The following is a 14,501-nucleotide window of genomic DNA, read 5'->3' as shown; positions in this document are numbered from 1 at the left end:
GCGGGGCCTTTTCACCAATAAAATGGAAAAGCACCTACCCAACCTATTGAATTTTCATAGAACTTTTGACACTACCTGCAAGTTTATCCTCCAACGGCGAGCCTCATAATTTTTTCCTGGTCAGCATCTTCTTTCGTTAACTCACCTGTTAATCTCCCTTCATGCAATACAAGAATTCTGTCGCTTAATCCTATAACTTCAGGTAATTCCGAAGAAACCATAATGATGGCTTTACCCGCCTCTGCCAATTTAGAGATTAATTGATAGATTTCCGATTTTGCGCCAATATCAATCCCCCTTGTTGGTTCATCTAATATGATTACATCAGGGTCTCTCAATAATGACTTGGCTATAACGATTTTTTGCTGATTGCCGCCGCTTAAATTTTTGACCAATTGTTCATCGGTCGGGGTCTTAATTGATAAATCCTGAATCATGCCCTTTACGATATTTTTTTCTTTACGCTTTGACACCACATGAAAGGGGTTTGAGATCAAATGCAAATTGGGCAATGTCATGTTTTCTCTTACCGATAATGGCAATACGAGACCCAATCGCTTTCGGTCCTCACTTACCAAACTAATGCCTAAATTAATCGCATCTGCAGGCGATTTTATTTTGACTTTTTTGCCTTTGAACTCAATTTCTCCCTCATCGCAGGACTCTAATCCAAAGATCGTGTTGACCACCTCGGTTCGTCCGGCACCCATCAGGCCGGCGATTCCGATAATCTCCCCACTGCGCACATGAAAGGAAATATCAGTGTAAGCGTTTTCTTTTTTTAGCCCCTTAACACGAAGAACTTCCTCTCCCAATACTTTCTTTCTTTGAGGGAATAGATCCGTAAGCTCCCTGCCTACCATTTGTGCGACCAGCTGGTCAATGGTAAGATTGTCAGTTTTATAGGTTCCAATATACTTACCGTCACGAAGCACGGTTATTTCATCTGAAATTTTAAATATCTCATCCATTTTGTGAGAAATATAGATAATAGCCACATCATTGTTTTTTAGTTCATGAATCATTTTAAATAATTGGTTCACTTCGCGATCGGTTATCGCGGATGTGGGTTCATCCATAATAATGACTTTGGACTCATACGAAACGGCTTTTGCAATTTCAACCATTTGTTTTTCCGAAACACTCAAATGCTTCATTAAGGTTTTAGGGTCCAAATGTAATCCAACCCGTTCCAGCAGCTCTTTTGTTTTTCGAACCATTCCTTTTTCGTTAATCCAGACATTTTTGAAGGACAGCTCTTTTCCAAGAAAAATGTTTTCCGCAATCGTCATATGCTCGACCGCTGTCAATTCCTGATGAATCATGGATATTCCTATATCTAAAGCCTGTTTGATATCTTTAAATTTTACCTGGTTTCCGTTATAAAAAATCTGACCTTCATACTCTGGATACATGCCTATTAAAATCTTCATTAAGGTCGATTTTCCCGCACCATTCTCGCCCATTAACGCATGGACGGTTCCTGGCCTGATCTTTAATTGGACATCACTTAACGCATTGACACCCGGAAATCCTTTTGTAATCCCTTTCATTTCAAGGATGTATTCAGCTTTACTCTCCATCAAATCCCCCCTCTATTATTTTTTTGATAATGGATTTCATAGTTAGATTTTATATTTCAATAAGTTATAATAATATTGATAAAAATCGGAAAATTTATTTATATTTTTTCGTATGGCAAAAAAATCACATTTGATAAAGGTGTCGTGAATGATAAACAAAGGAACAACCTTACTGCTTATCTTTTTCCTTTTTATGTTGGAAGGCTGTCATCCCCTTTCCACGACTATGGATCCTGTAAAAGGGAAAAAAACGTCCACAACCGCACCTCAGTCAGACATCTTAGTGGGAGCCACATTTTTAGGAAACTTCGAGTTCCCGACAACGATTAAAAATATAATGGAGCAAAACGCGGAAAACGAAGGGATTCGCTTTATTACCTATAACTCTGAAAATAATGCGGCCAAACAATTGGACCAAATCAGGCATTTAATTTCAAAAAAGGTCGATGTGCTCATTCTAAATCCGATTGACTTTAAGGCAGGAGCGATCGGGGTCGATCTAGCCATACAAGCAGGCATTCCCGTGATTGGGATCAACACAAGCGTTGATACGGCCAAAATGCAATGCTATATTGGCTCAAACGACATTGAGGCCGGTGAAATAGCGATGAAATATATCGCTGAAACATTAAATAAAAAAGGAAATATCGTTATTTTAACGGGGATTACGGAGCAATCCTCCCAGCTCCAGCGGGCTCAAGGCATTGAGAATGTCCTGGAAAAATATCCAGATATCCATGTTCTTGAAAAACAGTCCGGATATTGGTCAAGTGAGAAGGCCTATCAGCAAATGGAGAGCTGGGTAAAAAAATACGGGGAGCAAATAAACGCAGTCGTGGCCCAGAATGATGAAATGGCACTCGGAGTAAGCAAATACCTGAAGGATCATCATTTAACCAATCAAATTCACGTGGTTGGAACCGATGGCATCCAGGATGCACTCTTAGCGGTTAAAAACGGAGAGCTGGATGCAACGGTGTTTCAAGATGCGGAAGGACAAGCCATGCTGGCACTTAAAGCAGCCAAAATTTTAGCCAGCCGGGGCCAAATCGCTCGTTCATACTTATTGCCTTATCGGTTGGTGACAAAAGAAAACGTGGATTATTACTTAGATAAAAGAATGAAAGAGCAATAATTTCTATCTAATCAGAAGGTAAGTATTTGAATGGGATGGATTGGATTCAAAAGAGGAAATTAACAAAAGGAAAATTTATAGAAAAAGAGAAGTCTGCTAAACTGCTTTTACAAAGATTAGAAACTTTGTGCTTTGCTGCCTCGACAGTAGTATTAATCCTGAGTATCGTTCATTCTATTTTCACTGTCTTCACTTGGGGAATTTGGATCATCTCTTCGTTGAGCCTGATTCATTCTTGGACCAGCACATTCGTCATTGGCAGTGCTTTTTTAGGAAAGGTATTGCAGCGATTTGGAAATAAGTAAGCTGCTGCCTTCATGTTAGACAAAAAATATAATAAGATTCGTGATATATGTTAATTTAATAAGCTTTATCTCCGTCCTGGCCCCTGAAGACATTTTTCTTCTGTTTTTTCTGGAAGTGTCCTCAATCATGTGCTTGAAGACTATACCGGCAGATTAATAGCAATATTCCAGGAATTAAGCACCAATATTTCCTGAAATTGAAATAGACAAAAAAGGCACCCCCTGGCCAGCCCATGGAATACCTTTGCTGCGATATACAAAAAGATACCCGTCACCAGATAAACGGCAATTGTTTTGATAATAGTAACTGCAAAAATATCCCTATAGGATTGCTTATGGGTCAACCACGTAATTACCAGAAAAGTGATTACAGTTTCCTAGCCCCAGTTAAAGTGATGAACAATAACGGGTCCTCCTGCTTCCATAATAAAAAGTGATACCAGTTGAAGGCATCACTTTCATACGGGCAAAAGGACTTCCTTTTTATTCAATGCCATAGGCAGTGCCTTTTATCATTAACAGATTCACAAACTAAACGACCTTTTTCATAGACTTCAAAAACACGAAAACGAAACAATTCTCCTTGTATCAATACCAAAAATCATCCAGGACCAGCCATTCCATCTGAAACCGGCAACAGATCTTGGTCCAACGAAAACGGGATAAAACCAAAATCCTTCTCCATTGCTGAGCCATATAAAAGTATTACGGAATAGGCACAACCGAATGCCTCCCGGATCAACAGCAAACGGCGTAGCAGCCGCTTGCTGAGGAACAAATGCCGGAGGAGGAAGCGTTGGAGCTTGTGGGCTTTGTAATCCTGGCTGCCCCGGAAAACCCGAAGGTCCTGTAGAACCAGGCCCTGGAAAACCCGGCAGGCCTGGCAGCCCCGGAAACGATGGCAATGGCAAACTTGAAAATTGACGCTCCCATGGCTGATCATAGGAATATACCGCATAATGATACATTAAAAAACCACCACCTGATCTTAACTTTATTTCTAAAGTATTAGTATGTTATCATGTTCCTTTGTGAAGCTTATTCAGCTCTAAAATACGGCCCATTCGCCTTAGGAAAATAATCCTCATCCAGAGTAAAGATAAGGATTATTTCCTAGAAACAGCCGCTGCTTTTAACCGCAAAAACAAACGGCACCAACAACAATTAACAAAATAAACAACACGATGATGAGTATAAACTCACCGCAGCCCGTTGCAGGAAAACCGCCAGCAGAAACAGGTGCTGCGTAGGAGTAAGACATTGGAGGCGGGGGAAGAACAGCAGGACCAGCAGCAATCGGTAAGGCATTGGGTAAAGCATTCGGTAAGGCATTCGGTAAAGCATTTGAAATCGGCATGGCATTATCCATTTTTCACACTTCCTTTCGAATGATCGCGAGCTAATTTGACACTACATTATATAGTAGACCCAGTTAGGAAAATGGAGCCGGTCTATATGATAAATGGGCATCACCCAGCGGCCATCATTTTAGGAATATTACTCCATCAACCATGCCTAACCTTATCATCGTTCAATTTTTCTGCGGTTTTGATTTTCCGAAATGTCCCCAAAAAAAAGAAGCGTTCCCCGTTCAAAAGAAACACCCCCTTACGTCTTAATCGAAACTTTGGCATTGTTTTTCGATTTCATCTTGCGAAATATGTTTATCTATTTTTACATTGGTCACTTGCAATCCTGTTAGGTTAGAATCACTTACTGAAAAAGTCAGTTTATCAAAATTACCGCCGTGATGTCCTGAGTAGTTTAAAGCACTGGCAAAAATGAGATGTCTCCTGGGATCCCCATCAATAGGTTCAATTCTGATCTTTGGACACATAAAAAAATCCGAATAGGCTGGGCCCAATTCATTTAGATAACGTGTAAACAATGCTTCTTCAAGCAGCTCTTCTTTAGTAGGTCCGTCTAATTCGTTCCTCCACCCAACCGCGAGCCAATCATAAAGAGGCTGTGACTTTAATCGGATTTTTAGGTTATTTTCCGAAACAATTAATTCTCCATCCTTAGCCGTGCAGATTTGGCGTTTATCGGCAGCTGCACACGTATAAGCAGGCTCAATGGTAATCACCTCTTTATTTACCATCGTTAACGTCATTCTATTAGCGGGATTCCTTACAGATACCTCAATTGTCCCTTTTACTTGGCTAGAATGATGAAGCCAGTGTACGACTTTTCGGAGCACACGTTCTTGAAAACCATCGGTGATACTGAATTCACGCTGTTGCCCCAAATCATTTTCCATTTTAATGGTTTGAACCTCATCATGCTTTATTGTGTGTGCCATTAATTGTTCCAAAAAAGAGACCTGCTGATTGGCATTCTTCTTTGCTTCAGCCATTTGGCTGGATGAATGAAGCAAACATCCAATGAGGAATAGAATAACAACATGATATTTCCTCAACATGGGCAACCTCCATGCTTTTAATAAACTCTCATTTTAGTTTTGGGAAAATGATGTACGATTATTCTTGTTCAACTCCCCAGAAGCCCATTAAAAAAAACGGGACGCCGCAGCAACCCGTTTATTTCAGTTCATCGTCATACTGACCAATCGCCCGTTTCTTACTAGCGCCCCACATTTCCACTGTTTGTTGGATGGTACTAAGTTATGACGAATTTAGTTTGGTTCACTACACTCCCTCCTTAAAATCTTTCATAAAAGATTCACATCCAATGATCAAAATATAAGGTACGATCCATATAACAGGACTTCTCTTGACGAAACCATTCTCGCAAACCACACAGGCATTGAAAGGAGCGCCGTCAAAGGAATCGAAACGGACGTAAACGAAAAAACCGAAAAGGAGAGTGTTAAAATGAACTATTCCATCCATGATTTTGAAATACAAAAATTGCGTGTCGACAATGAAACCATCATTAAGGTCGAGATTTTCAAAGTCCCCGAAGGCTACAAAAGCTGCGCTGCCATTCACTCCCCCGCCTACGATGAATTCGATGGACTCGGGGTCAGTATCGATAAAGACACCTCTATTCGCTTAGCCCTGAATGATTTAAGGAAACAGCTGAAAGAAAAGAGGAATAGACCAGAATAATCCATTAAGGGGCCTGGCCCCTTTAACGATCAAAAGTCTATCAATGTTCGACAAAATTCGAGTGGCGCCAGGCACCTAATACATCTCCCGCAACATTCGCTTTGCCCGGAACAGCCTTGTTTTAATGGTCGAAAGCTTTACATTTAACTGTTCTTCCATTTCCTTCAAGGATCGCTCCTTCAAGTAGTAGAGCGTAATGACCTCTTCATACTTCGAAGGCAGCTGCCTTAATTTGTTTTGGAGCTCTTCTTTCTCACAGCGAGTTAAAGCCTCAAACTCAGGCGTACACACTTCTGTATGGTCTAACAGCTCGATATCTCCATATAACAGATCCCGATGACGGCAGGCTTTCCGCAAAAAATCAATACAATGATTTCTTGCCATTCGATACAGCCACGAAGAGAAGGAACAATTGCCGTTAAACTGTTTTCGGGTCAAATAGCATTTCACCAGAATTTCATGGGAAAGGTCTTCTGCCAGATAGGTATCTTTTACATAGGAAAGGGCGAGGCCATACACCCTCTTTTTATATTCCCTATAGAGCTCATTTAGCTGTTGTTCATTCATCCTTTGATCAAATCCGGCTAGAAAAAAGGCTTGATTCGAATCTGCTTCCACAATAGCCTCCTATTTTTCTAGAAAGAGAGAGAACCTCCCTCCGCCTAGCATCCTAACTTATCCATCAATCTTCGACAAAATTCGGGTGGTGCCAGGCACCACTAAAATCCTACTTCACCACAATTTCATTCAGATATACCTCAAAATTCTCTGGCTGCTCCGATGCATCCTTTACAGCTAATTTCCCTTTAAAAAGCGTTTTTCCTGTTTGCGCATCCGCAACAATTACATCAGCATCTATCTTTAAGCCGGGACTCATTTGTGAGGAAGCCACATAGAGTTTACCGCCTTTTACGGTTGTCATTTGGCCATGGGCAATCCCTTCCTCCCCTGAGAGCGGGATCCGATAGACCTGACCTGCTTGATTGTCTGCCAAACTATATGGAGTGACGACAAGCTCTTGCCCCTCTATTGTCATGAAATAAATGACAGCACCATCATAGAAGCTCAGCTGGTTCTCATCTAATTGCAAGTCTGGCAGATTTATCGTTTCCTTTTCTTTTGTTTGTAAATCGTAGGAAAGGATCTCCTGATGGATCACTTCTTCTGTCATGGCATCCCCATCCGGATCTTCCATCACTTTTCTCTCCGTCTTTACCATGATCAGATGGTCGTTCGCTTTTGCCGGGCTTGTTCGAACAAGCTCTACGTCGATACGGGTATCCAGCTGCCCTTGTGGAACCTGAATAATGGCCTCGTGGCTGGTTATTTTATGATTTCCCCTCTCAATCGTATAGATATGTTTTTCATCATAGAAGGTATCATTCTCTCTCATCGTGTTTTGGGTGATCAGGATAATCTCATCCCCCATCAGTTGGACATCCTCCACAAAAATATGGTCCAGTTCTCCCGCCTCTGGAACCTTCACCTTGAACGAGCTGATGCTGTCATCCTCTTTATTTAACACCGATAGTTGAAACGTAAAATCATGTGATAGTAATGAACTCACCTTATTCTCTACATCTGCGTAAACCAGGAACTGCTGATCCTCAAAAAACGAGTTAACCATTGAATTTTTGCCGCGCATAAAGGTATGATATTTTTTCTGAAATTCCTTAATCAAAGTCGGAGATTGTCCGACTATTTGATCTAAAAAGGAGCGGCTATTATAGGCAGACCCCTTTGCACTGATCTTGACGTTCGTACTTACATAATTCATGGAGGAAGTATTGGTATAAGCTCCCTCTAACACCACTGGCTTTACCTCTTTTGCATCACCGCTTACGGTTTGGATCTCAAACTCCGGATATTGTTCCGCTGACCTGGCGGAGTTCACATAGAACGTTCCGATGCTGAGTACAATCACGGCGAAGATGGCAGTGAATTTCCAATATTTTCTCATGTTAACACTCCTTATACGGTGATCTTTTTCCTTAATAAAAATCCACTCATCCAAATAGAGGCTGCGAGTACGATCAAACCGATGACGATTTCAATTCCTAACAATTCAATTGGATAGAAAAAACTATTTAGAACAAACGCTTGTAAAAGTAAGGGAGCAATCAATACCACTATAGCTAAAGCGCTAAAAAGAAGACCGGCAAAAATTCCCTTCCATCTGAAACTTCTTTCCATTAAGATCGCGGTAAACAGAATCGCGACCACCATCAATCCCGCTCCATAATACAAGATAAGCTCCACGATGCTATTTGGAATAATCAGTGCTAATTCGGGTACACTGTTCACTATTTGGATCACACCCATATCCACCCTGAATTCATCAGGCACCATGCCTTTCATCACTGCATTCTCGATGGGCAGCAAGATCAGTTGAAAGGCGACTAAACCAAAGGTCATGAGGAGGATCGACGTCATCTTGGCATAAAAAACATTCAATCTTGCTGTGGGCAGCATTAATAACCGATAAATAAAGGTGTTCTTTCCAACCCAATCCCGATACCAAATGAGAAATATGTAAAAGGCAACACCAGCGATACATAACGCGATGGGCCCCATGAACCAAACGCTTTTGACAATCTGTATAAAGCTCATCCGGCCAAAATCCTCTAGAAACTGTGCTTTCGTCATCATCTCCTCATAGATTTTTTCATTAGCCATGTTTAGATAACCCTTTGATATCACCATAACCCCTGTCAGCTGCACCACCAAGGTAATCCCCAGCAAGACGGCAAATAGTTTGGCAATCCGGTTAAATTCAAAGTTTACCAGCTTCAGATAGTTTTTCATCTCTGATACACCTCTCTCATCACATCAATGACAGACTTCCCTTCGGTTTCCCGCTTCTCTTCTGCGCTGAATTCCTTGATCACTTTTCCATCCTCTAATAGGACCACCTTATCGATTAAATGCTCAATATCCCCTACTTCATGTGTCGTAATGATGACGCCGCGATTTTCAATCAAATGACTTGTGAACACATTGGCAATTTCCTCCCGACTGAACATGTCAATGCCGGAGAACGGTTCATCCATGAGGACATAATCGACATCCAGCGCCAGTCCAAGCAGCAGATTCACCTTGGCTGTATTTCCTTTGGATAAGGAGGAAATCCGGTCGCTTAAATTAAGCCTGAAAAAACCAAGTAATTCGGTGGCACGTTCCTGATTCCAACAGGTATAGAAGTCTTTCATAAACTCCATAGCCTCTGCTATGGTCATCTGCGGCAGCATGGTAATGGCATCCGGGATGAAGGTGATTTTTTCAAATGTATGTTTCGTCACCGGTTGTCCGTCGATTAAAATCTGGCCTTTATTAATGGGGGTAAGCGACATAATGGCATTTAAGATCGTCGTCTTCCCAACTCCGTTGATCCCAATGATGCAAGTGATTTCACCCTTGTTCGCCGTGAAAGATAGTCCTTTTAAAATTTTCTTGCGTCCAAAGCTCTTTTCAACCGCTTTTACTTCAATCATGCTTAAGCCTCCTTATCATCATGGGTGGTGTACTTGATTCTGACTAATTCCAGCAGTTCCTCGACTGGTACATTAATGGAACGGACAGAGGTCACAAACAGATCAACGGCTTCAACAAGCAGTTCCTCCCGCACTTGTCCTAATATTTTTTTGTCTGTTGTGATTCTGCTTGGGTGATTCTTTTCCGTATAAATCAAGCCCTGTTCCTCCATTTCCTTGTACGCCCGCTGCGCAGTATTAGGGTTCACTTTCATCCGATTTGCCAACTCTCGTCTCGATGGGATTTCCTCTCCCGGCTCCAATTCACCAATTGCGATTTTTTCCTTAAAGTACCGAACAATCTGCAAATAGACCGGATCACGATTATTAAAATTTACATTCATCGAAACAACTCCTATATGACCTTATAAGTGACTACATGTTCTAAGTGTGTGTATTAAGTAGTTCATACACTATATGTGTATTATATGCTTAATACATTAAGGCGGTCAATCCTCTTCTGATTTTTTTATCCAAAAGTTTTTCGAAATGGTCTTCCATTCATCCTATCGATGGTTTCCGAATTCCAAAAAGACTGAAAAAATGACAAGGGAAGAGAAAATGAAACGTTTATTTAAACCCTGCAGAAAGCCCGAAATAAATGGTTTTTTCCGAGGTGGAGTCTAAAAATATTGTCGTTTAAACAAACGTCTGATTAACTTTTGATTTATAATAATCCAGCAGACTTTCCATGTTCATAAAACATGGGGGAATGGTCTCCGAATACTTGTATAAGCGAAAGCTGCTCCATGGATAGTGTTCCTCCCGCCTGACCATTTTGGCTTTCACGGGATTTAAATGGATGTAACGGCTGACTTCCAGCATCCCTCGTTTATCTTCTCCCTCGCAATACTTTGCTTTCTTTGGTACTTCCAGCGTCTAAGTGTAATCACTTCCCAGATAGCTTGGTTTTCATAAGGTACCTTCTCATTGGTAATTTCTTGCTGATGAAGCTGAAATTGAAAAACCCGTGCGGACTCAACCCGCTTGTTGATTTTTTTAGAAGAATCTTGCCGATCGGCAGGTTGATCAAGGTTAATAGACTGTAAGGCAAGAATGTAGCCTGTTAACCCAATACATGAAACCTTTTCGGTCATAAAACAGCCTCCTGAAATTATTAAATAGCCCGCACATAAAGGGATTTCTATGTAAGGAAGAGTAAGAGAAATAATGAAAGGAAGGAGAAAAAACAAAAGAGGAAAAATTACGGAAGTCGAACGCTACACCCCATTCTACCACTTCCGGTACCATTAGCAACCAAGCAAACTTCGACAAAATTCGGGCGGTGACAGGCACCAGTACAATGAAAACAAAGAAATCAGATGTGTGTTAAACCCGACATTAGGCAATGAAGCCAATTGTGAAATTGAACCAACAACCAATCCGAAAAAAGTCGTCATCGTCGGCGCTGGACCAGCCGGCCTGGAAGCAGCGATTACAGCCGCTCAAGCAGGACATGACGTGAAAGTGTATGAAAAGGCCCATTATGCCGGCGGACAATTCCGCTTAGCCGCCATCCCTGCTGGCAAAGGGGAAATTGTTGATTTCATCAATTGGCAGGTGACACAGCTGCGAAAGCTCGGGGTTGAAATTGAATACAATACATATGTGTCAGCTGATTATTTAAAAAATCTATCTGAAAAAGTGGACGTCGTCATTGTCGCAACAGGAGCGAAACCGTTCTTGCCTCCTATCCCAGGCATTGACCTGCCGCATGTTATAACAGCCAATGATGTATTGGCCGGAAATGTGAATGTCGGAAACCATATCATCATGATTGGCGGCGGCCAGGTAGGAGCAGAAGCAGCTCACCATCTAGGCGTACAGCATAAAAAGGTGACCTTGGTGGAAATGCTGCCTGACATCGCCTTGAATGAAGCCAATGAACCAAGAATTCAATTATTAAGGGCCCTAGAACAGCATAAAGTCAACATTTTCACAAATACCGCCATTACAGAAATCAAGCCTGGCTTTGTTAAAACAAAAGGTGTTCATGACGGGAAGGAACTCGAAATGATCGCGGATACGGTGGTTGTCGCCTTAGGGGCTCGATCTGAAAATAGTCTTGCGGCCGAATTAATGGAAGCAGGCTATACGGTTCATACCATTGGGGATGCCAAAACAGTCGGTCAAGTCATGCAGGCCACTAGCGAAGGCTATGAACTAGGCCGTTCGATCAGCTAACAACCAAAAAAGCCTCCTTCTAAAAAAGGAGGCTTTTTTATGAACTAAGACGTTCCATTTGTTTACAATTATTTTAAATCTTCGACAAAATTCGGGCGGTGACAGGCACTACTCTCCCTACTCTAATTATACCATACAAAAAATGGTAAAAACAGCCTTTTTGTTCTCCTTTACACCTGCTAAAATGCAATAGAACTTGACTGAAATTTCTTGGAGGGAAATAGAATGAGCTCTTTAGTTCTCGGTTTTCAGGAAATAGAAAAATCACAGCATATGCTCATTGGCGGAAAAGGGCAAAATCTAGGGAAACTAGCAAAAATGCAAGGAATACAAGTACCAGATGGATTTTGCGTGACAACCACGGCCTATCAAAGAGTCATCGAGCAAAACAAAACGTTTCAAGCATTATTGGATCAACTAACCATCCTTAAAGCAAAAGACCGAGATCAACTGGGCGAAATCAGCAGAAAGATGCGGCAACTCCTCATGGAGGCAGAAATTCCTTCCGATGTTGAAAAAACCATTACTCACTATCTCTCACAGTTTGGCAATCACCACGCTTATTCGGTGCGTTCTAGTGCGACTGCCGAAGATTTGCCCTATGCCTCCTTTGCGGGCCAGCATGACACCTATTTAAATATCATCGGAAAAGACACCATCCTCCAGCATATAAAAAAATGCTGGGCATCTCTATTTACGGAACGGGCAATTATTTACCGTATCCAAAATAGAATGGACCACCGTCAAGTTTATTTATCCGTTATCGTTCAACGGATGGTTTTCCCCCAGGCTTCAGGGATCATCTTTACGGCTGATCCGATTACCTCCAGCCGCAAGCTGCTATCCATCGATGCGAGCTTTGGACTTGGAGAAGCGCTGGTCTCCGGCATGGTAACTGCCGATTGTTATAAGGTGAAAGAGAATAAAATCGTTGATAAGAGAATCTCGGCAAAAAAATGGGCGGTCTACGGACGAAAGGAAGGCGGAACAGAAACCGTTCCGGTCAATCAGCAGCAGCAAAGGACTCAAACACTTACTGACCAGCAAATTATCCAGCTGGCACGCATCGGAAGACAGATCGAAGCATATTTTGGCTATCCGCAGGATATCGAATGGTGTTTGGTGGATGATACATTTTATATCGTCCAGAGCCGCCCGATCACGACGCTTTTCCCCATCCCCGAAGCGAATGATCAAGAAAATCGCGTCTATGTATCTGTCGGCCATCAACAAATGATGACATCGCCCTTAAAACCATTGGGATTATCCTTTCACCTGCTGATAACTCCTGCACCTATGCGTAAAGCGGGCGGCTGGCTGTATGTCGATGTCACACCTATGCTATCTTCGCCTGACAGCAGAAACAGGCTATTAACTACCATGGAACAGCACGATCCGCTCATGAAAGACGCCCTTACGGCTGTGATAGAGCGGGGAGATTTTATCCAATCGCTGCCACATGATCCAAAAGCGCCGAGTCAAAGCAGAAACCATACAGATAGCCCGGAAGAAATCGAAATCAATCCAGCCATTGTTCATGAGTTGATTCAGCGCAGCCAAGCGTCGATAGAAGCGTTAAAACAAAACATTCAAACGAAATCAGGATCGGATCTATTTGATTTTATTTTAGAGGATATCAAAGAGTTAAAGAAGATTTTATTTGACCCGCAAAGTACAGCCGTATTTATGTCTGCAATCCATGCTACCCACTGGATCAATGAAAAAATGTACGAGTGGTTAGGTGAAAAAAACGCAGCCGACACGCTATCCCAATCTGTACCAAACAATATTACTTCAGAAATGGGTTTGGCACTTTTGGACGTTGCCGATGTAATTCGCCCTTATCCAGAAGTAATTGAGTTTTTGCAGCAGGTAAAAGATGATAGCTTTTTGGATGAACTGGTTCCGTTTGATGGCGGACGTGCTGCCCAGGATGCCATTATCGATTATCTCAACCAATATGGCATGCGATGTCCCGGAGAAATCGATATCACCAACACGCGTTGGAGCGAAAAACCGCTTACCCTCGTCCCGATGATTCTCAGTAACATCAAAAACTTCGAGCCGGATGCCGGCAAGCGGAAATTTAAGCAAGGGAAACAGGAGGCTTTGAAAAAAGCGCAAGAGTTATTAGATCGATTGAAGCCATTGCCGGAAGGTGAACAAAAGGCCCGAGACACCAGACGAATGATCGACCGGATCCGGAATTTCATCGGGTATCGTGAATATCCCAAATACGGCATGATTAATCGCTACTTCGTTTATAAGCAGGCTTTACTGAAAGAAGCCGAACAGCTCGTGCATGCTGGACTTATTCATGAAAAAGAAGATATCTACTATCTCACATTTGAAGAATTCCACGCAGCCGTACGCACAAAGAAGCTGGATAACGAGGTCATCCATAAGCGAAAAGACGATTATAAAGGATATGAAAAACTGACTCCCCCGCGTGTTATCACATCTGAAGGAGAAATCATGACAGGCACGTACAAACGAGAACATCTCCCAGCCGAAGCGATGGCCGGGCTGCCTGTTTCTTCCGGAGTCATAGAAGGTCGTGCACGTGTTATTTTACACATGGAAGAGGCGGAACTGGAAGAAGGAGATATATTAGTCACCTCCCTCTATAAATGTTGATATATCAACGGTTTGACCCGTTGGTGAAGTGACAAAAAAATATTTTTCGACATGTT

Annotated in this window: 14 protein-coding genes and 2 pseudogenes; 5 read left to right on the top strand and 11 right to left on the bottom strand. The window is 42.1% G+C overall.

Features of this window, described 5'->3' with window-relative positions; translation table 11 throughout:
* Positions 1-83: 83 nt before the first annotated feature.
* Positions 84-1,583 (bottom strand): sugar ABC transporter ATP-binding protein, encoded by a 1,500-nt coding sequence (locus NFS43_RS23550; protein WP_277614004.1) that lies wholly within the window; start codon positions 1,581-1,583, stop codon positions 84-86.
* A gap of 226 nt (positions 1,584-1,809) precedes the next feature.
* Between NFS43_RS23550 and NFS43_RS23545 the strand changes: the two genes are divergently transcribed.
* Together NFS43_RS23545 and NFS43_RS23540 are read left to right on the top strand one after the other, a co-directional pair.
* Positions 1,810-2,718: a substrate-binding domain-containing protein gene (locus tag NFS43_RS23545; protein ID WP_251555388.1), complete on the top strand. Its 909-nt coding sequence runs from the start codon at positions 1,810-1,812 to the stop codon at positions 2,716-2,718.
* 26 nt (positions 2,719-2,744) lie between these two features.
* A complete protein-coding gene (locus tag NFS43_RS23540; RefSeq protein WP_251555386.1) occupies positions 2,745-3,023 on the top strand; it encodes a hypothetical protein in 279 nt (92 codons plus the stop codon).
* 554 nt (positions 3,024-3,577) lie between these two features.
* Here the strand turns inward: NFS43_RS23540 and NFS43_RS23535 are convergent.
* The 3 genes from NFS43_RS23535 to NFS43_RS23525 form a co-directional block, all read right to left on the bottom strand.
* On the bottom strand, positions 3,578-3,991 hold the full coding sequence (locus NFS43_RS23535) for a collagen-like protein (RefSeq protein ID WP_251555384.1): 414 nt from the start codon (positions 3,989-3,991) through the stop codon (positions 3,578-3,580).
* A gap of 164 nt (positions 3,992-4,155) precedes the next feature.
* Positions 4,156-4,392 (bottom strand): YjcZ family sporulation protein, encoded by a 237-nt coding sequence (locus NFS43_RS24490; RefSeq protein ID WP_277614003.1) that lies wholly within the window; start codon positions 4,390-4,392, stop codon positions 4,156-4,158.
* A gap of 246 nt (positions 4,393-4,638) precedes the next feature.
* Positions 4,639-5,442, bottom strand: coding sequence for a hypothetical protein (locus NFS43_RS23525; RefSeq protein WP_251555382.1), 804 nt, complete (start codon positions 5,440-5,442; stop codon positions 4,639-4,641).
* Between the two features lie 415 nt (positions 5,443-5,857).
* Between NFS43_RS23525 and NFS43_RS23520 the strand changes: the two genes are divergently transcribed.
* Positions 5,858-6,094, top strand: coding sequence for a hypothetical protein (locus NFS43_RS23520; RefSeq protein ID WP_251555381.1), 237 nt, complete (start codon positions 5,858-5,860; stop codon positions 6,092-6,094).
* Between the two features lie 75 nt (positions 6,095-6,169).
* Here NFS43_RS23520 and NFS43_RS23515 read toward each other — a convergent pair whose 3' ends face one another.
* From NFS43_RS23515 to NFS43_RS23490, 7 genes and pseudogenes are all read right to left on the bottom strand, one after another.
* Complete coding sequence (locus NFS43_RS23515) at positions 6,170-6,712, bottom strand: RNA polymerase sigma factor (RefSeq protein ID WP_251555380.1); 543 nt, start codon at positions 6,710-6,712, stop codon at positions 6,170-6,172.
* Between the two features lie 109 nt (positions 6,713-6,821).
* The gene (locus tag NFS43_RS23510; protein WP_251555379.1) at positions 6,822-8,054 is read right to left on the bottom strand and encodes a hypothetical protein; all 1,233 of its coding nucleotides are present in this window, start codon (positions 8,052-8,054) and stop codon (positions 6,822-6,824) included.
* Positions 8,055-8,065: 11 nt separating this feature from the next.
* Entirely contained in the window at positions 8,066-8,899 is an 834-nt protein-coding gene (locus tag NFS43_RS23505) for a hypothetical protein (protein WP_251555378.1), read from the bottom strand.
* Positions 8,896-9,585: an ATP-binding cassette domain-containing protein gene (locus NFS43_RS23500; protein ID WP_251555377.1), complete on the bottom strand. Its 690-nt coding sequence runs from the start codon at positions 9,583-9,585 to the stop codon at positions 8,896-8,898. The genes NFS43_RS23505 and NFS43_RS23500 overlap by 4 nt, the downstream gene beginning before the upstream one ends.
* Before the next feature lie 2 nt (positions 9,586-9,587).
* The gene (locus tag NFS43_RS23495; protein WP_251555376.1) at positions 9,588-9,968 is read right to left on the bottom strand and encodes a GntR family transcriptional regulator; all 381 of its coding nucleotides are present in this window, start codon (positions 9,966-9,968) and stop codon (positions 9,588-9,590) included.
* A 295-nt stretch (positions 9,969-10,263) separates the two neighbouring features.
* Positions 10,264-10,464, bottom strand: a pseudogene (locus NFS43_RS24630) (transposase); the annotation flags it as partial.
* Positions 10,419-10,721, bottom strand: a complete 303-nt coding sequence (locus tag NFS43_RS23490; RefSeq protein ID WP_251555375.1) for a hypothetical protein — start codon at positions 10,719-10,721, stop codon at positions 10,419-10,421. The gene NFS43_RS23490 and the pseudogene NFS43_RS24630, both read right to left, overlap by 46 nt.
* 229 nt (positions 10,722-10,950) lie before the next feature.
* Here NFS43_RS23490 and NFS43_RS23485 point away from each other — a divergent pair, with 229 nt between their 5' ends.
* Both NFS43_RS23485 and ppsA read left to right on the top strand, forming a co-directional pair.
* A complete protein-coding gene (locus tag NFS43_RS23485) occupies positions 10,951-11,808 on the top strand; it encodes an NAD(P)/FAD-dependent oxidoreductase (protein WP_251555374.1) in 858 nt (285 codons plus the stop codon).
* A 225-nt stretch (positions 11,809-12,033) separates the two neighbouring features.
* A pseudogene (gene ppsA, locus NFS43_RS23480) lies at positions 12,034-14,430 on the top strand (phosphoenolpyruvate synthase); the annotation flags it as partial.
* Positions 14,431-14,501 lie beyond the last annotated feature (71 nt).

The sequence above is a fragment of the Neobacillus muris genome, assembly GCF_943193175.1.
In the GTDB taxonomy this organism is placed as follows: domain Bacteria; phylum Bacillota; class Bacilli; order Bacillales; family Cytobacillaceae; genus Neobacillus; species Neobacillus muris.
This window is presented reverse-complemented; position numbering and strand designations above follow the sequence as displayed.

Excerpts from the sequence above, each read along its gene's own strand:
- NFS43_RS23550 (WP_277614004.1), bottom strand. The coding sequence starts at position 1,583 with ATGGAGAGTAAAGCTGAATACATCCTTGAAATGAAAGGGATTACAAAA.
- NFS43_RS23545 (WP_251555388.1), top strand. The coding sequence starts at position 1,810 with ATGGATCCTGTAAAAGGGAAAAAAACGTCCACAACCGCACCTCAGTCA.
- NFS43_RS23535 (WP_251555384.1), bottom strand. The coding sequence starts at position 3,991 with ATGTATCATTATGCGGTATATTCCTATGATCAGCCATGGGAGCGTCAA.
- NFS43_RS24490 (WP_277614003.1), bottom strand. The coding sequence starts at position 4,392 with ATGGATAATGCCATGCCGATTTCAAATGCTTTACCGAATGCCTTACCG.
- NFS43_RS23520 (WP_251555381.1), top strand. The coding sequence starts at position 5,858 with ATGAACTATTCCATCCATGATTTTGAAATACAAAAATTGCGTGTCGAC.
- NFS43_RS23510 (WP_251555379.1), bottom strand. The coding sequence starts at position 8,054 with ATGAGAAAATATTGGAAATTCACTGCCATCTTCGCCGTGATTGTACTC.
- NFS43_RS23505 (WP_251555378.1), bottom strand. The coding sequence starts at position 8,899 with ATGAAAAACTATCTGAAGCTGGTAAACTTTGAATTTAACCGGATTGCC.
- NFS43_RS23500 (WP_251555377.1), bottom strand. The coding sequence starts at position 9,585 with ATGATTGAAGTAAAAGCGGTTGAAAAGAGCTTTGGACGCAAGAAAATT.
- NFS43_RS23495 (WP_251555376.1), bottom strand. The coding sequence starts at position 9,968 with ATGAATGTAAATTTTAATAATCGTGATCCGGTCTATTTGCAGATTGTT.
- NFS43_RS23490 (WP_251555375.1), bottom strand. The coding sequence starts at position 10,721 with ATGACCGAAAAGGTTTCATGTATTGGGTTAACAGGCTACATTCTTGCC.